This window comes from Chromobacterium sp. ATCC 53434 (genome assembly GCF_002848345.1).
Lineage (GTDB): Bacteria > Pseudomonadota > Gammaproteobacteria > Burkholderiales > Chromobacteriaceae > Chromobacterium.
The window spans coordinates 3,033,689-3,053,792 of sequence record NZ_CP025429.1; the positions used below are offsets into that span (position 1 = coordinate 3,033,689).

A 20,104-nucleotide genomic window follows, 5' to 3' on the forward strand; every position below is an offset into this window, starting at 1 on the left:
ATAGTCTGGCGGACCGACCCCGTTGGCGCCCAGGCGTGTGCTTAGGCGGAGTGGAATGAAGCCCAACGTTTGCGATTGCGCCTTCTCTCGGTCCGGTCAACCACGCCGCCCCTGCAGCGCCTTGCCGGCCACGGCATCGCCGTAGACATGCCGACGAACAAGCGGATGCGACGCAGGCGTTTTCCGATATCAAGCCTTGCCCGGAACAAGGCGTGGAGACCGCATGCTGGAATCCCGCCTGTTATGTCAGGAAGAAAAGCCATGAACCACAGCGTTCTGGGGTTTAACGGGGAGCGTCCAGATCCCGTCCATCACGCCGCTCATCTGGGCAATGGCTACCGGGCCTACAGTCCGGCGCTGATGCGCTTTCACTGTCCGGACGATCTGAGTCCGTTCGGCGCCGGCGGGGTCAACCCCTACGCCTATTGCGCCGGGGACCCGGTGAACCGGGCGGACCCGAGTGGACATCTAAGTTGGATGGCCTGGACCGCGATAGGCCTGGGGGTGGCGGGCCTGGCGCTGGCGGCCGTGACCAAGGGGGCGTCGATTATCGTTTCCGGCGGGCTCATTTCCGCGCTACAAAGCGCTTCGGCCGCATCGATAGCGATGAGCACGCTGGCTGTGGTTTCAGACGTGACGGCGATAGCCTGTGGCGCGACGGAAGAGAGCAATCCCCAGGCATCGGCAATTCTGGGGTGGGTGTCATTGGCGACAGGAGCCGCGTCGATTGGGACCGGTCTTGGCAGAGCGGCCGCTATCCACCGATCCGCCGGCATGGCGAAAACATTGCCGGGGGGCTCGGCAAACCTCTGGCGGGCCGGGCGATATACGCTGGATGACGGATATGTCGCACTGGGACAGGATATCCGGAATCTGAAAACCATAGGCTCACATGGTATTGCGATGGAGGATGACACCACCCACTTCGCCTATCTATTCGATGACGACTACAAGGGCGCTGCTCGGCTGAACATCATTGCGCACGGCCGCAATGACGTGAGCCGCTTGTCGGTTCCTCTGCTCGATCACGCAACGGGCCTGTCTGAGGTTTACGGCCCTGAAGCTTTTGCGTGCCAAATCAAGGAAAGAACCGGGATCGCCTATGAGAACTACCGATACGCGCGGCTAATCATTTGCCGCTCGGCGGATCCGATTGGTGGCAGTGTCTTCGCCCAGCATTTTGCGGACTTTACCGGTTTGACAGTCAAAGCCTATTCCGGCCAGGTCAAGATCGCGCGCGATGTTTTGGGCACGATTGCGGCGTCGACGGGCGCTAGCAACTTTTTCAGCGCCGCCGCCCTTGATGCCGGCGCCGTCAATGCGCGCTTCATGCGCCTCAAACCCTGGTTTGGCGGAGACAAGGAGTTTTTCAGACTGCATCCGGAACGGACATCCCGGATATTCACGCCCTCCCAGACGGGATTGCTCGATCTTCCGGTCTAATCGTTTCGAAAGCATTGCCCTTCCTCCCCCCTCCTTGCAACAACTGCGCTCACCGCTCCGCCACAGGAGCCGACAAACAAGCAGAGGCGATCTGCAAGAGTTTTCTGATATCAAGCCTTGCCCAGAACAAGGCGTAGAGGCCGCATGCTGAAATCCCGCCTGTTATGTCAGGAAGAAAAACCATGAACCACAGCGTTCTGGGGTTTAACGGGGAGCGTCTAGACCCCGTCCATCACACCGCTCATCTGGGCAATGGCCACCGGGCCTACAGTCCGGCGCTGATGCGCTTTCACTGCCCGGACGATCTGAGTCCGTTCGGCGCCGGCGGGGTCAACCCCTACGCCTATTGCGCCGGGGACCCCATCAACCATGCGGATCCAACGGGACACCATAGTTTCTGGGGCTGGCTGGGCATAGGCGTGGGAGTCAGCCTGGGGGTTTTACTGACACCGGTATCCGCGGGCTCCTCACTGGCCGCGACCCTGTCCATCGTATCGATTGCAAGCGCGGTGGCCGCTACCGGCCTGGCAATCGCGCAACAGTTTGTAGAAGCGTCCAATCCCAAGCTAGGCGCCGCATTGGGATGGGCGGCACTGGGGGCAGGCATCTTGAGCGGATTGAGCTCCGCAGCGCTTGCCAGGCTCACGCCAGAAGCCAAATCGTTGGCTAGCCTGCTGAAAGGCGTCAGCAACCGCCCGTTTGGCGGGCTAATGATGAGCGGGGATGCTGCGGGCGACTCGGCAGGAACGGCTGCCGGGAGAACAGTGGCAGAGCATGGCAAGCTTGTTTCTCAAAAAAGCAATGTGGCGATCTACGACTTAGGTGAGAAATTCAAAAAAGTTTTCTCATCGCCCGATTGGAGAATAGAAAACGAATATCGGATACATAAACTATATCATGGCGAAGAATCCGCAAAAATGCCAAGCCCAACAACCATCATCACCAAAAGAGTGGCAGGCACTCCTGTACAAAACGGGCAATGGAAATTCACGCCCATAGACCGCGAGAACTTACTAGGCGCGGTAAAAAAAGCACATGCTCTTAAAATTTACCACGGTGATTTACATTTAAACAATATACTATTCGACGAGGGCCGTCGTGAGTTCAACCTAATCGACTTTGGCCATTCCATTCACCCAGCAAATGATGGGTTGCTCAATATGGAGTTTGAGGATTTTCAGGCGTTCATGGAGAATAAATGGGCAAGATTTGAAAGCAGCCCGCCACTCGAAAGAATATCCTGAAGATTGTGCGATAGGTGAGGACATATTGTCGGCCTACCGTGGCAACCGCCTGACCGTCTCCGCCAAGAAAAAGGTCCGCCGTCGCGGGCCTTTCGCCCCCCAGGGCGCATCGCTCATGCCTCACGACCCAAGCGTGAATTTGTAGACATTGCCGGCTTCGACAAAGGCCGCGCTGCACACATTCCCAGCCTCGACATACATACCGCCCTTGATTGCATACTCGGTAAAAGACACGCCCGCAGGCTCATCATTGCCGTCCTGGTAACGGTATTGGACTTTGTCGAAAGCGGGCAAACCCGCCTTCATGCGAACGCCCAGGCAGGAGGCAAACAGGGTTGGCAACTTCCACGCTTGGCGCTGTTTGCTCAGTTGGATGAGATAGACCGATTTGTGGCGTACGGCGGTGCCGGAGGCCGAGGGCGGCGTCCCCTCAATGCAGGCCCAGCCATCGGCAAAATAAGCCTCCGCGCCTCGGCCAAGGTCTTCAGCGTTGATCACCTCGCCGGGAAAGGCTTTTACCGAACGCATCCGCAGGGCCTTCCCATCGATCTTGATCCAACCATCGTGCAGCTCCACGGCATGCGGCCGGCCGGCATCGCGTCCAGTCCAGCCATAAATGACAGCCTCGGAGCCTTCGCTGCCGAACGGCGCCAGTCCATGGCTGCCACCGCGAAACAGCTGGCCAGGCAGCGTGCTGTAGTAGGCCTCGTATCCATCGAAAAGCTTGTCGGCCTGCGCCGCAGAGGGCAGGCAAAGCACAATCCAGGCAAGTCTTTTCATCGCTACGCCCCCTTCTCGACATTGCAAACAGATCGGCACCAAACGTCCAACTGAGAAAGGCCACCCCGTAGTGGTCTGTCCCATTCCCCGTGGACACTAACTTAAGGTGGATAATCCCCACCAAGGAGCAGTGTTCATGACCAAGACCAGACGTACTTTCCCGGAGGCCCTCAAGCGCGAAGCGGTTGAGCAGGTACTTGCCGGCACCCCGTTACGGCATGTTGCCCAAGCCTTCGACATTACCGAGTCGCTGCTGGGCAAGTGGAAGCGTCAGCTCCAAGACGCCGGACCAGATGCCTTCCCTGGCCGAGGCAAACAGACCGGTGAAGCCGCCGAGCTCAAGCGACTGCGGGATGAGCTGGCCCGCGTTACCATGGAGCGCGATGTCCTAAAAAAGGCGCTTGCCATCTTCTCGCAACCCACGAAGTGAAATTCCGCGCGATTCACGCTCTGTCGGGCCGCTACCCGGTAGCCCCGATGTGCCAACTGTTTCGTGTGTCCCGCAGTGGCTACTATGCGTGGCTACACCGCCCACCTTCGGCGCGAGAGATGGCGAACCGACAACTACTGCGCGAAATCCGGCTGGTGCATGCCGAGGTCAACGGTATTTATGGCCATCGGCGTATCCATGCCGAACTTCTTGCACAGGGCTTCGTCTGCGGGCGACATCGCATCGCGGACTTGATGCGGCGAAACGGTATCAGGGTTAGAGCGCGTAAACGTTGGAGACCCGCGAGCGGTGGTCAACACCTTCTACCCGTGGCGCCCAATTTGCTGCAGCGACACTTTGCTGCTGGCGGCGACATCAATCAGCGCTGGGTGTCGGACATGACCTATATCCGAACCGGTGAAGGGTGGCTGTACTTGGCGGTGGTACTCGACCTGTACTCCCGGGCGATAGTGGGCTGGGCCATGCATCATCGAATGCAGCAAGAACTGGTGCATGCTGCCCTGACGATGGCAGTGGCGCGTCGCCAGCCTTCAGGAGAGGTAATTCTGCATTCGGACCGCGGGAGTCAGTACTGTGCCTTTGACTACCAGGCGTTGCTGAAGCGGCATGGGATAGTACCGAGCCACTCCCGCGCCGGGAACTGCTGGGATAATGCAGCGATGGAGAGCTTCTTCCGTTCACTGAAATCGGAACGTGTTTATCTGACCCACTACCGGAGCTACGAGGAGGCGCGTACAGATGTGTTTGATTACATCCGTTTTTACAATCACCAACGACGTCATTCGACCCTGGGGTATCTGACCCCGGTTGAGTTCGAACGCCGCCGCTCAGAGCTTAGCGCTTAACCCTCTGTCCATGGGGAGTGGGACAGACCAGACACCCCCCTTGATCTCTGAAGGCCTGCAAACGCATGCCTGGCAAGAAGGCGTAATAATACCGCCATTACTGGGCGGGTGCAGCTTATGCTTTGAGAGAAGCTCCAAAGTATTTCCCTAGACATGAAATGTCAATTGACTAATTGTCAATAAAGGGAAGGAGAGACATGCTGCGATAACACGGGCTGGCGATAGTCGTCAGAGCGCAAAACGATGCAACTGCCAAGTGGAAAGAATATGTCGTCCTGGATCCAAAACCGGCCTAGAAGTGACAGTCAGTTGCGGCTTCCGATGGAGATTCGGCGAGATTTGGCAGCCCTCCCAAGGCCATCAACAACAAAGATAGCTCTGGCAACAAAGATTCGGTCAACAACACAAGCATGCTGACCAACCCGCGTGCGCTTTGGCTGCTTATCGGCCGAAGCGGTCGGTCATTGAGGGCTGAGTAAAGGTCCGCTTCAGGATATAAATCGGACATCCACCCTTGTTGTTGGGTGGATGTCCGGTTCCGACCCTAAGCGGAAATTGCCCGCCGGCTAGAAGAAGCGGACGTTAGGCGTCCATTGGAACGGCTGGCTAGCGAGGCAATCGGGCCGATGCCGCAGATGACCCGAAAACACCCCCTTGATATTTATTTAAAATCAATGGCTTAAAATGATCTGCATGAGGGTAGTGAACCGCTAGGCTGGCCACTTTGTGTCTTTGAAGTAGCCAAGATCGGACTGAATGCCTTTAACCTTCTCGTCATCAGATGGATCCCAGATAGGCATGTGCAGGTAGAGAATGTCAGACGAGTGTCCGTGCTTGCCGGCCTGCGGTCGATCAATAGCAATGCCTACGATCGTTTTGACGCTCTTGCATCTTCCGCGAACAACGAAGCAACGAAGGAATAGCTCGCGGCTACGATGCTCGCGGTCGGAGGTGTCGCCAGTCGTGAAGACAAACGCGGTATCGTTGTCCGCGACTACGACTCTGGCCGCAACGCGCGCATGGTCAGGACGCAAGAACTCAAGGAGCGAGTCAGCAAGATTCGCGCGGTGCCCACGCGGCTGCAGCGCCATCGCGACGAGTGCCAGCTCGTTCTGCGTTACCTCATTTCGGAACATGTCGAACATTCCGCCGGTGAGGAGGTCGTCGACGTAGCTCTCGATCAGTCGATCCCACGCATACGACGACTCAAGGTCACGATTGCGAGCCAAATAGTCTGTGTGCTTGATCGTCGCGGCCCAGATCCCTTCGGTAATGATGGCGAGAACCGGATGGTTTGTAGCGGGATCGATCAGCCCAAAGTCAGATCCGTTCTGGACATAGAGAGCCAACAGGTCCTCCGCTCCGCCACCAGAAAATACTGGTCGAACACCACGGTCAAAGATGTTCTCTACGGCACTCAGGTAGCGCACGAAGTCGGTAATAGTCGTCAATTCGCTAAATGCCGCCTCCAGACTCAGCTCATCCAAGAGATGGACGAAACCATGACCGAAATCGCCCCACTTCAGAGGTACTTCACCTCGACCTCCGAGAGAGATGGTGACGCGATGAAATTGGCGATCTTCCTTGGGGGGCAACATGACCTCTCGTCCGTCGCCTCTAACGACCCGGTCAGACACTCTAAGCCAACGCTCGGCTCCCCAGATTTGCTTGACCGATTTGTCAATAGCTGCCTTCTGCCATCGTTCCCAACCAATCTTGTCGCCGGTATCTCGATACTCGATCTCCTTGACGGACAAGATGATGATGTGAGGCCCGCATACGACAAGGCAATCGCACAGCTCCTTACCGCCCTTGCCAACGGGATTGGGATGAGTCCATAACCGAAGGAAGCTGCTTGTGCTCAGCCGGTTGACCAAAGCTTCTGATGGAGTGAGGCCTGTGTCCATTCGTTCACCATTCAGCGATTCATTTTATTCGGACATTATGCCATTTTGATGGATGACAGCTTTGCGGCAGCCATGTTGAGCGGCTGCAACTGGCTGATATAACCCATTTGGCATGTTACTACTTGGATAAAAATCCCGAAAACATTGAATAATCAGGCTTCGAGCACAAACTAGGAGTCTGTTATGGAAACGATCCAGAAGCATGAAGCTTGGAACAAGGGCAAGCTCGTCGGGCAGAAACCACCACTGAAGCCCAAAGATATTTGGGCAATCCGTATTCATCTTCAGAATGTCCATGCCGTGCGTGATCTGGCTATGTTCAACTTGGCAATCGACAGCAAGCTGCGAGGCTGTGATCTGGTCAGCTTACGGGTACGAGACATCTGCCATGGAGCGCAGATCCTTTCTCGTGCCATGGTAATCCAGCGGAAAACGCAGCGCCCGGTGCAATTTGAACTAACGGAGCCAACAAGATCGGCGGTTGCGGCCTGGATAGAAAAAGCACATCTGCGGGGCGGGGATCAATACCTCTTCCCGAGCAGAGTCAAATGTTCGCCTCATATCTCCACACGCCAATATGCACGTATCGTGCATCATTGGGCTGCGGCAGCTGGGCTGGACTCCTCAATCTACGGAACCCATTCGATGCGGCGGACCAAAGCCACGCTGATCTATAAACGGACCAAAAACCTTCGAGTGGTCCAGTTGCTGTTGGGCCACACCAAACTGGAAAGTACGGTGCGGTACCTCGGCATTGAGGTAGATGATGCGTTGGAGATTTCCGAGCAAACTGAGATCTGAACCAACGTTAGCGGTCGTGCATACTTTTATGAACGGCTGCTTCCTGATGTCATGCCGTACGCGTACAATCGGCCAAGACCGGTCCTTCATTGTGTCCCAATTCGACTGGTCCGGTGTCTTCGGGCAATGTACAGCCGAATGCACGGCCCATCCGTGTGAAGTTGCCGAGCATGCGCTGACCCACTATCTACCTGACAAGGTAGAGGCGGCCTATCAGCACAGAATCTTGCTGGAAAATGCCGCAAACTTATGGCCGACTGGGGTAAGTGCATTAATGCCGGCACGACCTAAAAGCTCTTGGCCCCACACTTGAAAAGTGCCACTCTAGGCAAAAGGAAATCAGGTTTTACCCATGCGCCCGTTCAAACTGTCAGATCTTCAAGCTCTTTCGGAAAAGCCTGAAAAGGATGATGCCGCCTGGCTCGCAGGGGCTGCAGATGCCATTGGCTACCTGAAAGCGAATACTCAAAATGATGAGATCATCATCTACGCAAGCGGGAACAGCGTCCTGATCCACGGAGCGTTGGCACTGGCAAAAAACGTTACACCGCCAGACGGAGATGCGCTGCAGAACATGCACATGATGATGGATGACTGCTGGAAGATTCAGAAATCATGGGGCGGTGGCCAAGGGCATCGCATGTACCTGGAGCCACCACTGGATGGCAGCAAGTCATTTAAAGGCGGCGAGGCTCTAATTTTCCGCCGCGTCTTCAATGGCGTTGCGGAAAGCCGCTCGTCCATTGAGTTGAGTCAGAAACTTGTGCACAGCCTTGATCTGCACTATTTGCGGGAACGAAATGCTTATTGCCGCCTTGACGCCCGGGGCGACATTGAGGATGTGATCAAGATCATCCAACGCAAGGCGTCACCACCTTTCGAGCATCTGGATGTCGTCACGATCCTAAGAAAGGATCTGGATGCGTATATGGCACTATCCAAAACGTGCCTTGTTTTGAAATTTGACTTCACTCGCGTCAGATGGGGCAGCTTTGCAGGCTGGGGGCATACCAACAGATACAACAAAGATGAAGTGGATCTGTTTTATCACGGTGGCGTTGATGGCGAAGCCAGCTATTGCAACGGTGCAATGATCGTGCGCCCACAGGTGACTGTGCGCGGTCTGGTCAAAGCATGGAAGGATGAAGAAAATCCATCCAAGCGCAAATACGCCACTTTCAAAATCTTTGACCGCAAGAACAACTGCAACGTCGAAACATCGTGCGGCCCGGGCTCTCTATCCAACTACTTTCAGAAATCCGATCTGCCCTGGGAAATTTCACCGGCTTTTTTTAGACCGGAAGTTTTGCACCGCTTCAAGGCCGATCCGGAAAAATACGCCCTAGAAGACAGAAGCATTACTTGCCGGAATGCCTGGTACTTGAAATCTTATGACATCAATGAGGCCGGACAGGTTCATGCATACATTGGCGATCTGGCCCGTCTGCCCTATGAAGAACAGCTCTATTGGCAATCCTTCAACGAATGGCCCAAGGGAACGATTTCAGCACGCGCGTTTCAGACTGACATTGCAGGGGACTGGGATCTGTCCTATGAGCCTTTGGGCGCGCTAAAGCACACGATTTCGGCTATGGAAAAAGATCCCCCGGCTTGGTGGAAGTCGCGAGGCACGGCGCTGAGCGACGCTGTTCGATATCCCGCGACAGATTCGGTCAAGGAATGGGGCGATGAAGTGCTAGCGCTCGATCAGTATCTTGTTGAAGGTTTTTTGCAAAAGCCGCTGAGCGACGTGGCCAAATCCGGAGGCCGCAGCATTGAACCCAAATGGGCGTCGCTGCGCGTGCTTCAGGAAGCGCTTGTGGCCAAGGGCGCAACGGAAGACCACGCCAAGTTATTGGTTCAACCAATGCAGAAACTACATGCCCTGCGCACGGAAGTGCGCGGCCATGCGTCTACAGAGAAAAAGAAAAAAGCAATTTCTGAAGCGCGGACAGACTACGGCAATCTACGGGAGCATTTCACGCACGTCGTGACAGAATGCGAAAGGGCCCTGGCTGAGATCTTAAGGATCTTCGATATCAAACTGGACAGCTAGCCGCTCTGTCGCTTCAGAACGGTCGATGGTACTAATCACTTTGCGCACGAGGTCATTGACGCAAGGCAGCCTTGGACTCGTGTTACTCAACTGCTGCTTTGGGCCGGGAGCTCGCGTTCCCCATTGCAGGTAGCAGACGTTCGGTGCCCGTGGTAAAGAAATGGCGGGTATGTGGCCCTGAGCAGACGCTCAGGGCAGATAGGGTGGAAGACCGCTTGGGCCGATGAGTTGCCACCGCTATCCATCCGATCCAACACTTCACAAAAAAGCCACCCCGGAAAACCGGGGTGGCTTTGACGACTACGCTCCTGCGCCCTACTCCGCCAGCTTCGCCGGCGGCAGCCGCTGCAGCAGCGCGAAGGTCATGTTCTGTTCGCGCGGGCGGTGGCCGGTCCACAGCACCTGCCAGCCCGGCTCGGCCACGCCTTCCTCGCTGTTGCGCACCACCAGCCAGTAGTCGCACGGCGCGGTTTCGCCGGCGGGGAACGGCAACAGTTCGATGCCGGCGTAGTAGCGCCAGCTGATCAGCGCCAGCTTGTTGCGGCTTTCGGTGGCGATGCAGCTGGCCCCGGCCGGCAGCTTACGCTGCATGTTCTCCACCACCGGGCGGTAGCTCTTGGCGGCGTCGAACCACGGCAGCCACAGCGTCAGGCCCAGGCCCCACAGCAGCGTCAGGCCGGCGGCCCAGTTGGTGACCGCCTGGCGGCCGCGCAGATTGCGCCGGCTCAGCGCCCACAGCCACACCAGCGTGGCCACCAGCGCGCCGGACGCCTGCCACCACGACACATGCGGCTGGTAGAACGGGCTGAAATACTGGGCGCGGCCGGCCAGGCCCTGCGGCCAGCCGTAGTTCATCGCCGCCCAGCCCAGCCACACCAACAGGCCGAACAGGCCGAAGGTCATCAGCGCGAACCAGTTGAGGAAGGCGGCGGCGCCGCGGCGCAGATTGTCCAGCTCCACCGCCGCCAGCATGGACAGCGGCAGCAGCAGCGGCATCGCGTCGGTGATGCTGGCGCGGTTGGACAGCGTCAGGAACAGCGCGATCATCACCGAGAACACCAGCGGCAGCTGCAGCTTGGGCGTGTGCAGTTCGCGGTTGCGGTACAGCGTCCACACCGCCAGCGGCCAGGCCGGGAAGGCGAACCACAGCGCGTTCAGGCTGTAGTAGCCGAAGTCGTGGAACAGCCGCACCCGGTGGAAGCCGCTGGTCTGGTCCAGCGCGTAGTTGGCCCACCAGTCGGCGTAGACCGCCGGATAGTCACGGGCCAGCAGCATCGGCCACACCAGTATCGACGGCACGGCCACCAGCAGCGCCAGCAGCAGCGTCAGCGCGTAGTTCTTGCTGCGCCAGCCGCTGAAGGCCGGCAGCATCAGCGCGGCCAGCCAGATCAGCAACAGGTCCATCAGGCTGCCGCCGAGGAAGGTGGCGACGCTGGCGGCGCCCAGCAAGGCGCCGGCCAGGCCCGGCGAGCGCAGCGTCAGCGCCAGCGCGTAGAAGGCGGCGGCGAAGCCGGCGAAGCTGGCCACCGTCGGCGTCAGTTGATGGCCGGCCTCGACCAGGCCTATGCAGCCTATCAGTATCATCACCACGCTGCGGCCGTGGCGGCGGCCTATCAGCTCGCGGCCGGCCATGCCGGCCAGCAGCAGCGACAGCGCCATCAGCATCGGCGTGGCCATGCGCGCGGCGTCGTGCGCCGGCAGCAGCCACGGCGAGAACAGCTTGATGCAGCCGGCGGCCAGCCAGTAGTACAGCGGGGGATTGTCGAGGTAGGGGGCACCCTGCAGCGTGGGCAGCAGCCAGTTGCCGCTGTGCAGCATGCTTTGCGCCACCGCCAGCACGAACGGTTCGTCCGGCTTCCACGGGTCGTGTCCGAGTATGCCGGGCCACAGCCAGATGAAGCACAGCAGCAGCAGCACCCAGGGTTTCTCGGTAGGCTTGGCCAGCTGGCTGGCCTGGGAGGAATAAGTCAGCATCCTGCCACCTTGTCGTTTGGTAAGAACCGGTTCACGATCTCTTGCGAGCGCACAGGTGAAAAAGATCGTGAACAGGTTCTACTGGTTCAACATATGATCCGATGCCGCGATGGAATGAAAAAAGGCAGCCAGCGGCTGCCCTTTTCGGATACCAGAATGCGGCAAGGCGCTTAGCGCTTGAAGAAGCTGCCGAATTTCTGGTTGAACTTGTCCACGCGACCAGCGGTGTCCACGATCTTCTGCTTGCCGGTGTAGAACGGGTGGCAGTTGGAGCACACTTCGATGCCGAAGCTGTCCTTGGACATGGTGGACTTGGTCACGAACTGGCTGCCGCAGGAGCAGGTCACGGACAGGTCTTTGTAAGTCGGGTGAATATCGGTTTTCATCTCTCTACCTTTCATAACGGGTGCAGGGGTTTTGCCTGCACTGCTTGCGAAACACGGTATTATCCGCCGATTATCGCCACTTGACAAGCATGCGAATGGCAGCGCTCAGGCGCGGCGCCAGATGGTGCCGCCGGCGCCGTCTTCCAGCACGATGCCCTTGGCGGTCAGCTCGTCGCGGATGCGGTCGGACTCGGCCCAGTTCTTCGCGGCGCGCGCGTCCTTGCGCGCCTGGATCAGCGCTTCCACCTGCTCGGCCGACAATTCGCCCTCGCCGGCGCCGCCTTGCAGGAAGGCTTCCGGATCGCGAGTCAGGAAGCCCAGCACGCCGGCCAGGTCCTTCAGCAGGCGGCCTTGCTGCGGGTCGCGGCTCTTGTTGACTTCGCCGGCCAGCTCAAACAGCACGGCCATCGCTTCGGGCGTGCCGAAGTCGTCGTCCATCGCCGCCTTGAAGCGGGCGGCGTGCGGCAGCGTCCAGTCTATGCCGGTGGAGGCCGGCAGTTCCAGGCCGCGCAGCGCGGTGTACAGGCGGGTCAGCGCGTGCTTGGCGTCCTGCAGCAGCTCTTCGGAGTAGTTGATCGGGCTGCGGTAGTGGGCGCGCACCATCAGCATGCGCACCGCCTCGCCGTCGAAGTGCTTCAGCACGTCGCGTATGGTGAAGAAGTTGCCCAGGCTCTTGGACATCTTTTCGCCGCCAAACTGCAGGAAGCCGTTGTGCATCCAGTAGTTGACGTAGGTGTGGCCGTGGGCGCCCTCGCTCTGGGCGATTTCGTTCTCGTGGTGCGGGAACTGCAGGTCCTCGCCGCCGCCGTGGATGTCGAAATGCTCGCCCAGATGGTGGCAGCTCATCACGGAGCACTCGATGTGCCAGCCTGGACGACCGGGGCCCCACGGGCTTTCCCACGACGGCTCGCCCGGCTTGGCGGCCTTCCACAGCACGAAGTCCAGCGGGTCGCGCTTGTGCGGGTCCACTTCCACGCGCTCGCCGGCGCGCAGCTTGTCCAGCGTGCGGCCGGACAGCTTGCCGTAGCCTTCGAATTCGCGCACCGCGTAGTAGACGTCGCCGTTGGCGGCCGGATAGGCCTTGCCGTTGGCGATCAGCGTCTCGATCATCGCCACCATGCCGCCCACGTGGTGGGTGGCGCGCGGTTCCAGCGAGGGCGGCACCAGGTACAGCTGCGCCAGGTCTGCGTGCATGTCGGCGATGGTCTGCTCCACCAGCTGTTCCGGCGTGATGCCGCGCTCCAGCGCGCGCTTGATGATCTTGTCTTCGATGTCGGTGATGTTGCGGACATAGGTGACGGCGTAGCCGGAGGCGTCGAGCCAGCGGTAGATGATGTCCCAGGCCGCCAGCATGCGCGCGTGACCGATGTGACAGAGGTCGTAGACGGTCATGCCACAGACGTACATGCTCACTTTGCCGGGTTCGATGGGTTTGAACGCTTCCTTCTGGCGGGTCAGTGTGTTGTACAAGCTCAGCATGATCAAAAAAACCTATGTGACAGTCAAAAGAGGACGATTGTAGCAGAGCACGGATAGGTCCTGTAACAACCGTTTGCATGAAAAAACCGCCGGCGGGCGGCGGTTTGGGCATATCGGCTGTCGGAATCGGCCGGCGGCCCTGCTTACACCCGCGGCCAGGCGATGGGCCGGTAGTCCGGCAGGCCGTCGCGGAACGGCGGGATGCGCTCGCCCTCCATCAGCGGCCGGACGTAGTCGAGGAAGGCCGGCGTGACGCTGAGGCCGTCCGCGCCGATGAATTCCGGCGGCAGCCGCTTCTCCTTGTCGCCCACGGCGGACAGCGGCACTTCGGCCACGTCCCAGCAGTACGGATGGTCGTTGATGCGACGGATGCCGGTCATCAGCCCGGTCTTGCCGGCCAGCAGCCATTCGACGGCGCGCTCGCCCATCACATAGGCCTGGCGCGCGTCGGTGGCGGAACCCAGGTGGCCGCCAGCGCGCTGCAGGTAGTCCACCTGGGCCACGTGGGCGGAGATGCCGCGCTCGCGCAGGATCAGCTGCGCCAGCCAGTGGCCGGCGCCGCCCAGCTGTTCGTGGCCGTAGGTTTCCGATTTCTTGGCCTCGGCGACGAAGCGGCCGTCCTCGCCGGTGATGCCCTCGGCCACGGCGATGGCGCACTGGCCGTAGCGGGCCAGGCTGGCGTCCAGCGCCGCCAGGAAGCGGGCCGGGTCAAACGGCACCTCGGGCAGCAGCAGCAGGTGCGGCGCCTCGCCGGGTGCGCGCGCGGCGGCGGCGCAGGCGGCGGCCAGCCAGCCGGTGTGGCGGCCCATGGTTTCCATGATGAACACCCTGCCCCAGCCCATGCTGGTCATGTCCAGCCCCACCTCGCGCATCGCGCTGGCCAGGAATTTGGCCGAGGAGCCGTAGCCGGGGCTGTTGTCGGTGCCCATCAGGTCGTTGTCTATGGTCTTCGGTATGCCGATCACGCCCAGCGGGTGGCCGGTGTGCTTTTCGAAGTCCACCAGCCGCTCGGCGCAGCCCAGCGAGCCGTTGCCGCCGTTGACCAGCAGGTAGTGGATGTCGTGCCGTGCCAACACTTCGCGCAGCCGCAGCCAGTCGTCCGGCGCCTCGTCGAAGGTGCCTACCATCCGCCGGCTGACGCCGAAGCTGCCGCCGGGCAGGAAGGCCAGCTGGGCGATGGCGCTGTCGGGCACGCCGTCGGTGTCGCACAGGCGGCCGTCCAGCAGGCCGGCCAGCCCATCCAGGGCGGCATACAGGGACAGGCCCAGGCGGCGCGCGGTTTCTATCGCGCCCTGGGCGGAGGCATTCAGTACGGCGGTGGGACCGCCGGATTGCAGATATACGGCTCGAGGTTTGGTCATGGTCGCAGTCTGGGCAAGAGGCGTAACGGAGCCTGGCAACGGCAAACTCCAGCGAACCACCACCATACCACTTGCCGGAAAACCGCCTCAAGGCCGACTGCCGCGACGCGCGCCGCTTTGTTGACCGGAGACAAGGCCGGCACGGCCGCGGGCCGCCGACACAAGGGCCAGTAGGTATTCACAAGCGGCATCGCGAACATCAAGCTGCGCGCGCCTTGCGCGCCGAGATGCCCGCCCCTTCGCACAGGAGACAACCATGTCCAAACACCACACCGCCGCACTGCTCGCCCTGCTGGCCGCCGCCCTCGCCGGCGCGGCCGCCGCCGCCGAAGACAAATGGCCCAGTCCCCGGGACGCCATCGGCCAGCTCTGGTCGGCCCGGATGCCGCTGGGCGCGCGCTGGACGCCGCAGCAGTGCGGCAATTACGCCGCGCTGCCGGCCAACGTCCAGGCCGTGGTCCGCAATACCGGCTCCGGCCTGGTGGTGCCGCAGGTCCAAAAGGACCGGGCGGTGCTGACCAATGGCCTCAGGCAGATGGCCGCCTCATTGCTGCAATACCATCCTGCCACGGTCGCGGCCGGCCAGTTCTATCCACAGGAGGTGGATGGCCCCTTTCCGATGAACGCCGCCTACTGGGCCGAATACGCCCGCTCGCCGCACGGCAACGCGCTGAACCACCTGCCGGCGGTCAACACCGCCGGCCTGGATCTGAACCAATGCCCCGATCTGGCCGGCCTGGGACGGCAGGCGGCGATGAACGCGTTGAACGACGAGGCCAACATCAGCAACAGCCTGCGCTGGCATTGCTACGCCAACCGCTTCAGCACGGTGGGCGGCGAGGCGGTGCCGCTGACCGGCTATGTTGAATTCACCCAGCCCGAATACCCGGCCGACAACCAGTACGCCTACGCCGCCGCCGACGGCCGCGTCGTCTACGACTACGTCAACAATCGCGTCTACTACACGCCGGCGCATTACAAGCAGTGGAAGAGGAACGACTTCGCGCCGGACCAGACCCCTCTCTACGGCTGCACGCCGGCCGGCAGCTGCTGCGACCCGTTCTTTGAAATCGTCCGCTGAGGCCGCGGCCGCAAACGCGACGGGCCGCTCCCAAGCAAGTGGAAGCGGCCCGTCGCCGGCGGCTTGCGCGCACCCTACTCGCGCGTCACCTCGCCGGCCGGCGCGTAGCGCTGGGCCTTCAGCGGCGAGTGGGCCGCCAGGTACTGTTTCAGCACGTCGGCGTCGATCAGGCCGGTGTCGACATAGCCGGGCTGGCCGATCAGCCTCGGATAGCCGTCGCCGCCGGCGGCGACAAAGCTGTTGACCGCCATCCGGTAGGTCTTGTCCGGATCGACGGGCTTGCCGCCGATGGCGGCATCCTGCAACTCGCCGCCTACGATGCGCAGCCGCACGCCGGCAAACTGGGCGAAGGCGCCGGCGCCCGGCGTCATCCGCGCCGCGGCCCGCAGATAGTCCAGCGCCTCGCGGCCGGACAGCTGGACATAGGCCAGCCGGCTGCCAAACGGAAACACCTTCAGCACGTCGCGGTAGCGGATGACGCCGGCCGGCAGCGAATCGCGGATGCCGCCGGAGTTGATCACGGCGAAATCGGCGTGGGCCTTGTCCATCATCGCGGTCGCCACCAGCGCGCCCAGCGCCGTCGGCCGGCTGCGCGCCGCGTCGCGGCCGCCTTCCAGCGCACCGTCCACGTCCGCCACCTTGACCGACAGCGCCGCCTGGCCCTTGTCCTGGTAGGTTTGCAGGAAGCGGCGCAGCTTGTCGTCGTCGGCGATGGCCTCGGTGTACGGCAGCTTGACGAGCTTGCCGTCGGTGGTTTCCACCGTCTTTTTCAGATTGACCGGGATCAGCTGGTATTTGACCAGCTTCAGCGTGCCGTTGCGGAACTCGAAATCGGCGCGGCCGACGTATTTGCCCCACTCATGCGCCTGCACGATCCAGGCGCCGTTCTGCCGATCCGGCGCGCACGGCGCCCCCGGCACGTAGGCGTCGTCGCGGACGTTCTCGGCCTTCATGCACACCGGGTTCTGGCTGTGGCCGCCGACGATCAGGTCCAGGCCCTTGACCGCGCGCGCCATCTCGACGTCGCCGGGCGCGTTGACGCCATGATTGCCGTCGGTGTAATGCCCCATGTGGGTGGCGGCGATGACGATGTCGGCCTTCCGGCGCAACTCCGGCACCAGCGTGGCGGCTTCGGCGATCGGACTCTTGAATTCTATGCCCTTGATCTGCTCCGGATTGACCAGCTTGGCGGTGTCGTCGGTGGTCAGGCCCAGCACCGCCACCTTGACGCCGCCCAGGTTGAACATCGCGTACGGATCGAACAGACGCTTGCCGTCCTGGTAGATGTTGGCGGACAGCATGGGGAAATGTATCCACTGGCGCTGCTGCATCAGCACCGGCAGCGGCTTGTCGAACTCGTGGTTGCCCACCGCCATCGCGTCGTAGCCGATGCGGTCCATGCCGCGGAAGTCCGGCTCGGCGTTCTGCAGGTCGGACTCCGGCACGCCGGTGTTGATGTCGCCGCCGGACAGCAGCAGCGTGTAGCCGCCGTCGGCCTTCACTTCGGCGCGCACCTTGTCCACCACCGTCTTCTGCGCGGCCAGGCCGTATTCGCCGTCGCCGTTCGGCCAGAAGCGGCCGTGATGGTCGTTGGTGTGCAGGATGGTGATCTTGTAGGTCTTGCCGCTGTCGTAGTTGCCCTTGCCCGGCTGCGAGGCGCAGGCGGACAGCAGGCCGGCGGCGGCCAGCGCCAGCACGGCGTGGCGTAGCGAAACGCGCATGGTTTTCTCCTTGCGGGCGGCCTGGCGCTGGCCCGGCCGCGTCAAATCAAACGGTGGCGGATGCAAAAATGGCGAGCGCGCGGGCTCGCCATTCATCGACGGATCAGCCGCTTACTTCCAGCTGTCCTTCAGGCCGACGGTGCGGTTGAACACCGCCTTGTCGCCCTTGCGGTGCTCGTTGCGGTCGGTGACGAAGTAGCCCAGGCGCTCGAACTGGAAGCGCGATTCCGGCTCCGCCTGCAGCACCGAGGCCTCGACAAAGGCCGGCACCAGCTTCAGCGATTCCGGGCTGAGGAACTGGCGGAAGTCGACGTATTCGCCGTCGTCGCCGCGCACCGCGTCCGGGCGCTGTTCGGTGAACAGGCGCTCGTACCAGCGCACGTCGGCCTCAATCGCGTGTTCGGCCGACACCCAGTGAATCACGCCCTTGACCTTGCGGCCTTCCGGGTTCTTGCCCAGCGTGTCATGGTCGATGGAGCACTTCAGCTCGACGATCTCGCCGGCGGCGTCCTTCACCACTTCGTCGCACTTGATCACGTAGGAGTAGCGCAGGCGCACTTCGCCGCCGGCGGTCAGGCGCTGCCATTTCGGCGGCGGCGTTTCAGCGAAATCGTCGCGCTCGATCCAGATCTCGCGGGCGATCGGCACTTCGCGCTCACCGAATTCCGGGTGGTGCGGGTGGAACGGCGCGCTGCGACTGGCGGTGACGGCGGCGTCGTAGTTGGTCAGCGTCACTTTCACCGGATTGACGACGGCCATCACGCGCGGCGAGTCGTTTTCCAGCGTCTCGCGCACGGCGCCTTCCAGGATGGTCATGTCGATGATGTTTTCGCTCTTCGACACGCCGATGCGCTGGGCGAACAGCTTGATGCCAGCCGGGCTGTAGCCGCGGCGGCGCATGCCGGCGATGGTGGGCATGCGCGGGTCGTCCCAGCCGGTGACGGCGCCGTCGTTGACCAGCGCCTGCAGCTTGCGCTTGGAGGTCAGCGCGTACAGCAGTTCCAGCCGCGAGAATTCGATCTGCTGCGGATGGTGGCCGATGCTGATGTTGTCCAGCACCCAGTCGTACAGCGGACGGTGGTCCTCGAACTCCAGCGAGCACAGCGAGTGGGTGATGCCCTCGATGGCGTCGGAGATGCAGTGGGTGTAGTCGTACATCGGGTAGATGCACCACTTGTCGCCGGTACGATGGTGATGGACGCGGCGGATGCGGTAGATGGCCGGATCGCGCAGATTGATGTTGCCGGAGGCCATGTCTATCTTCAGGCGCAGCGTCTTGCTGCCATCGGCGAACTCGCCGGCGCGCATCCGGGTGAACAGGTCCAGGTTCTCTTCCGGGCTGCGGTCGCGGTAGGGGCTGTTCTTGCCCGGCTCGATCAGGTTGCCGCGGTACTGGCGCATTTCCTCGGCGGACAGGTCGTCCACATAGGCCTTGCCGGCCTGGATCAGCTCGACGGCGTAGCCGTACAGGCGCTCGAAATAGTCGGATGCGTAGCGCACCTCGCCGTTCCACTTGAAGCCCAGCCAGGAGATGTCCTGCTTGAACGCCTCGACGAACTCGTCCGATTCCTTCTCCGGATTGGTGTCGTCCATGCGCAGATTGCACTGGCCCTGGTAGTCCTCGGCCAGGCCGAAGTTGATGCAGATGGCCTTGGCGTGGCCGATGTGGGCGAAGCCGTTGGGCTCCGGCGGGAAGCGGGTCACCACCGAGCTGCGGCGGCCCGTGGCCAGATCCTCGTCGATGATGCTGCGAATGAAGTTGTTGACGACCGGCGCGCTGTTTTCCGTGCTCATGTTCTGGCTGTTGGTGAGGATAGCGAATCGGCCATTGTAACCGAAATCGCCGACTTCGGCGCGGCGCGCCTAAGCGCCGCCCGCCTCACGCAAAAAGTCGGCCAGCGCCCGCAGCTGCCCGCCGTCCGGCCGGAAATTGGCGTCGTCCAGATACGCCCGATAAGCGGGCTGCAAGCGGCCCCACTCGCCGTCCAGCATCGAGAACACCATGGTGTCGCGATTGCGCCCCTTGACCACCATGGCCTGGCGCAACGTGCCTTCGAACTGGAAGCCCAGCCGACGCGCCGCGGCGGCCGACGGCAGGTTACGCGAGTCGCAGCGCCATTCGCAGCGGCGAAAACCATGATCGAAGGCGGCATTCAACAGCAAATACAGTCCCTCGCTGGCCAGCCGGCTGCGCCGCAGCGCGGCGGAGAAATTGACGTGGCCGATCTCGATCAGGCCATGGTCCCGCTGGATCTGCCGGTAGCCGAAAAAGCCCAGAGGCCGCTCCGAACCGGCGGCGCACAGCACGTACAAGAGCGTATCGCCGGCCCGCGTCGTTTCCGCCAGCCATGAGCAGAAGGCGCGGGCATCAGCAAACGGGCCATAGGGCAGGTGCTCCCACTGGCCGTCGTCGAACAGCCGGTACAGATCGGGACCGTGCCGCTCGGGATCGAGCGACAGCAGGACGGCGGCGCGGCCGGCAATCGGCTCAGCCGCCGGCACACGGGCCGGCAGCCACTGCGGCACCGGGACGAGAGGCGGGATCGGCATCTTCATGTCCAGGATCAAGCCTCGC

16 protein-coding genes are annotated in these 20,104 nt (G+C 61.5%); 7 read left to right on the forward strand and 9 right to left on the reverse strand.

Annotated features, from left to right (window positions below; all coding sequences use genetic code 11):
- Positions 1 to 261 precede the first annotated feature (261 nt).
- Both CXB49_RS13630 and CXB49_RS13635 read left to right on the forward strand, forming a co-directional pair.
- A complete protein-coding gene (locus CXB49_RS13630) occupies positions 262 to 1,443 on the forward strand; it encodes an RHS repeat-associated core domain-containing protein (protein WP_101708912.1) in 1,182 nt (393 codons plus the stop codon).
- A gap of 182 nt (positions 1,444 to 1,625) precedes the next feature.
- Positions 1,626 to 2,687 carry an RHS repeat-associated core domain-containing protein gene (locus CXB49_RS13635; protein ID WP_199406690.1) on the forward strand — a complete coding sequence of 354 codons (1,062 nt, stop codon included), beginning with the start codon at positions 1,626 to 1,628 and terminating at the stop codon, positions 2,685 to 2,687.
- A gap of 120 nt (positions 2,688 to 2,807) precedes the next feature.
- Here CXB49_RS13635 and CXB49_RS13640 read toward each other — a convergent pair whose 3' ends face one another.
- A complete protein-coding gene (locus CXB49_RS13640; RefSeq protein ID WP_101708914.1) occupies positions 2,808 to 3,467 on the reverse strand; it encodes a hypothetical protein in 660 nt (219 codons plus the stop codon).
- A gap of 136 nt (positions 3,468 to 3,603) precedes the next feature.
- Between CXB49_RS13640 and CXB49_RS13645 the strand changes: the two genes are divergently transcribed.
- Positions 3,604 to 3,897 (forward strand): transposase, encoded by a 294-nt coding sequence (locus CXB49_RS13645; protein WP_046158739.1) that lies wholly within the window; start codon positions 3,604 to 3,606, stop codon positions 3,895 to 3,897.
- Positions 3,894 to 4,763, forward strand: coding sequence for an IS3 family transposase (locus tag CXB49_RS13650; protein ID WP_101706526.1), 870 nt, complete (start codon positions 3,894 to 3,896; stop codon positions 4,761 to 4,763). The genes CXB49_RS13645 and CXB49_RS13650 overlap by 4 nt, the downstream gene beginning before the upstream one ends.
- 710 nt (positions 4,764 to 5,473) lie before the next feature.
- On the opposite strand, the gene CXB49_RS13655 is transcribed toward CXB49_RS13650, so the two are convergent.
- Positions 5,474 to 6,670 (reverse strand): hypothetical protein, encoded by a 1,197-nt coding sequence (locus CXB49_RS13655; protein ID WP_101708915.1) that lies wholly within the window; start codon positions 6,668 to 6,670, stop codon positions 5,474 to 5,476.
- Between the two features lie 183 nt (positions 6,671 to 6,853).
- Here CXB49_RS13655 and CXB49_RS13660 point away from each other — a divergent pair, with 183 nt between their 5' ends.
- Together CXB49_RS13660 and CXB49_RS13670 are read left to right on the forward strand one after the other, a co-directional pair.
- Positions 6,854 to 7,471 (forward strand): tyrosine-type recombinase/integrase, encoded by a 618-nt coding sequence (locus tag CXB49_RS13660; RefSeq protein WP_101708916.1) that lies wholly within the window; start codon positions 6,854 to 6,856, stop codon positions 7,469 to 7,471.
- A gap of 352 nt (positions 7,472 to 7,823) precedes the next feature.
- Positions 7,824 to 9,527, forward strand: a complete 1,704-nt coding sequence (locus CXB49_RS13670; RefSeq protein WP_101708918.1) for a hypothetical protein — start codon at positions 7,824 to 7,826, stop codon at positions 9,525 to 9,527.
- A 315-nt stretch (positions 9,528 to 9,842) separates the two neighbouring features.
- Here the strand turns inward: CXB49_RS13670 and CXB49_RS13675 are convergent, their stop codons facing one another.
- The 4 genes from CXB49_RS13675 to CXB49_RS13690 all read right to left on the reverse strand — a co-directional run bounded on the left by CXB49_RS13675 (position 9,843) and on the right by CXB49_RS13690 (position 14,727).
- On the reverse strand, positions 9,843 to 11,501 hold the full coding sequence (locus tag CXB49_RS13675) for a glycosyltransferase family 39 protein (protein ID WP_101708919.1): 1,659 nt from the start codon (positions 11,499 to 11,501) through the stop codon (positions 9,843 to 9,845).
- Positions 11,502 to 11,671: 170 nt separating this feature from the next.
- Positions 11,672 to 11,887 carry a 50S ribosomal protein L31 gene (gene rpmE, locus CXB49_RS13680; RefSeq protein ID WP_101708920.1) on the reverse strand — a complete coding sequence of 72 codons (216 nt, stop codon included), beginning with the start codon at positions 11,885 to 11,887 and terminating at the stop codon, positions 11,672 to 11,674.
- Positions 11,888 to 11,992: 105 nt separating this feature from the next.
- Positions 11,993 to 13,366, reverse strand: a complete 1,374-nt coding sequence (cysS, locus tag CXB49_RS13685; protein WP_101710712.1) for a cysteine--tRNA ligase — start codon at positions 13,364 to 13,366, stop codon at positions 11,993 to 11,995.
- A 143-nt stretch (positions 13,367 to 13,509) separates the two neighbouring features.
- A complete protein-coding gene (locus CXB49_RS13690; RefSeq protein ID WP_101708921.1) occupies positions 13,510 to 14,727 on the reverse strand; it encodes a 6-phosphofructokinase in 1,218 nt (405 codons plus the stop codon).
- A 256-nt stretch (positions 14,728 to 14,983) separates the two neighbouring features.
- Between CXB49_RS13690 and CXB49_RS13695 the strand changes: the two genes are divergently transcribed.
- Positions 14,984 to 15,808 (forward strand): hypothetical protein, encoded by an 825-nt coding sequence (locus CXB49_RS13695; protein WP_101708922.1) that lies wholly within the window; start codon positions 14,984 to 14,986, stop codon positions 15,806 to 15,808.
- 74 nt (positions 15,809 to 15,882) lie between these two features.
- Here the strand turns inward: CXB49_RS13695 and ushA are convergent, their stop codons facing one another.
- The 3 genes from ushA to CXB49_RS13710 all read right to left on the reverse strand — a co-directional run bounded on the left by ushA (position 15,883) and on the right by CXB49_RS13710 (position 20,079).
- Entirely contained in the window at positions 15,883 to 17,529 is a 1,647-nt protein-coding gene (gene ushA / locus CXB49_RS13700; protein WP_101710713.1) for a bifunctional UDP-sugar hydrolase/5'-nucleotidase UshA, read from the reverse strand.
- A gap of 111 nt (positions 17,530 to 17,640) precedes the next feature.
- Positions 17,641 to 19,323, reverse strand: a complete 1,683-nt coding sequence (locus CXB49_RS13705) for a glutamine--tRNA ligase/YqeY domain fusion protein (RefSeq protein ID WP_101708923.1) — start codon at positions 19,321 to 19,323, stop codon at positions 17,641 to 17,643.
- 69 nt (positions 19,324 to 19,392) lie between these two features.
- A complete protein-coding gene (locus CXB49_RS13710) occupies positions 19,393 to 20,079 on the reverse strand; it encodes a GNAT family N-acetyltransferase (protein WP_158300853.1) in 687 nt (228 codons plus the stop codon).
- Positions 20,080 to 20,104 lie beyond the last annotated feature (25 nt).

Excerpts from the sequence above, each read along its gene's own strand:
- CXB49_RS13630 (WP_101708912.1), top strand. The coding sequence starts at position 262 with ATGAACCACAGCGTTCTGGGGTTTAACGGGGAGCGTCCAGATCCCGTC.
- CXB49_RS13635 (WP_199406690.1), top strand. The coding sequence starts at position 1,626 with ATGAACCACAGCGTTCTGGGGTTTAACGGGGAGCGTCTAGACCCCGTC.
- CXB49_RS13640 (WP_101708914.1), bottom strand. The coding sequence starts at position 3,467 with ATGAAAAGACTTGCCTGGATTGTGCTTTGCCTGCCCTCTGCGGCGCAG.
- CXB49_RS13645 (WP_046158739.1), top strand. The coding sequence starts at position 3,604 with ATGACCAAGACCAGACGTACTTTCCCGGAGGCCCTCAAGCGCGAAGCG.
- CXB49_RS13655 (WP_101708915.1), bottom strand. The coding sequence starts at position 6,670 with ATGGACACAGGCCTCACTCCATCAGAAGCTTTGGTCAACCGGCTGAGC.
- CXB49_RS13660 (WP_101708916.1), top strand. The coding sequence starts at position 6,854 with ATGGAAACGATCCAGAAGCATGAAGCTTGGAACAAGGGCAAGCTCGTC.
- CXB49_RS13670 (WP_101708918.1), top strand. The coding sequence starts at position 7,824 with ATGCGCCCGTTCAAACTGTCAGATCTTCAAGCTCTTTCGGAAAAGCCT.
- CXB49_RS13675 (WP_101708919.1), bottom strand. The coding sequence starts at position 11,501 with ATGCTGACTTATTCCTCCCAGGCCAGCCAGCTGGCCAAGCCTACCGAG.
- rpmE (WP_101708920.1), bottom strand. The coding sequence starts at position 11,887 with ATGAAAACCGATATTCACCCGACTTACAAAGACCTGTCCGTGACCTGC.
- cysS (WP_101710712.1), bottom strand. The coding sequence starts at position 13,366 with ATGCTGAGCTTGTACAACACACTGACCCGCCAGAAGGAAGCGTTCAAA.
- CXB49_RS13690 (WP_101708921.1), bottom strand. The coding sequence starts at position 14,727 with ATGACCAAACCTCGAGCCGTATATCTGCAATCCGGCGGTCCCACCGCC.
- CXB49_RS13695 (WP_101708922.1), top strand. The coding sequence starts at position 14,984 with ATGTCCAAACACCACACCGCCGCACTGCTCGCCCTGCTGGCCGCCGCC.
- ushA (WP_101710713.1), bottom strand. The coding sequence starts at position 17,529 with ATGCGCGTTTCGCTACGCCACGCCGTGCTGGCGCTGGCCGCCGCCGGC.
- CXB49_RS13705 (WP_101708923.1), bottom strand. The coding sequence starts at position 19,323 with ATGAGCACGGAAAACAGCGCGCCGGTCGTCAACAACTTCATTCGCAGC.
- CXB49_RS13710 (WP_158300853.1), bottom strand. The coding sequence starts at position 20,079 with ATGCCGATCCCGCCTCTCGTCCCGGTGCCGCAGTGGCTGCCGGCCCGT.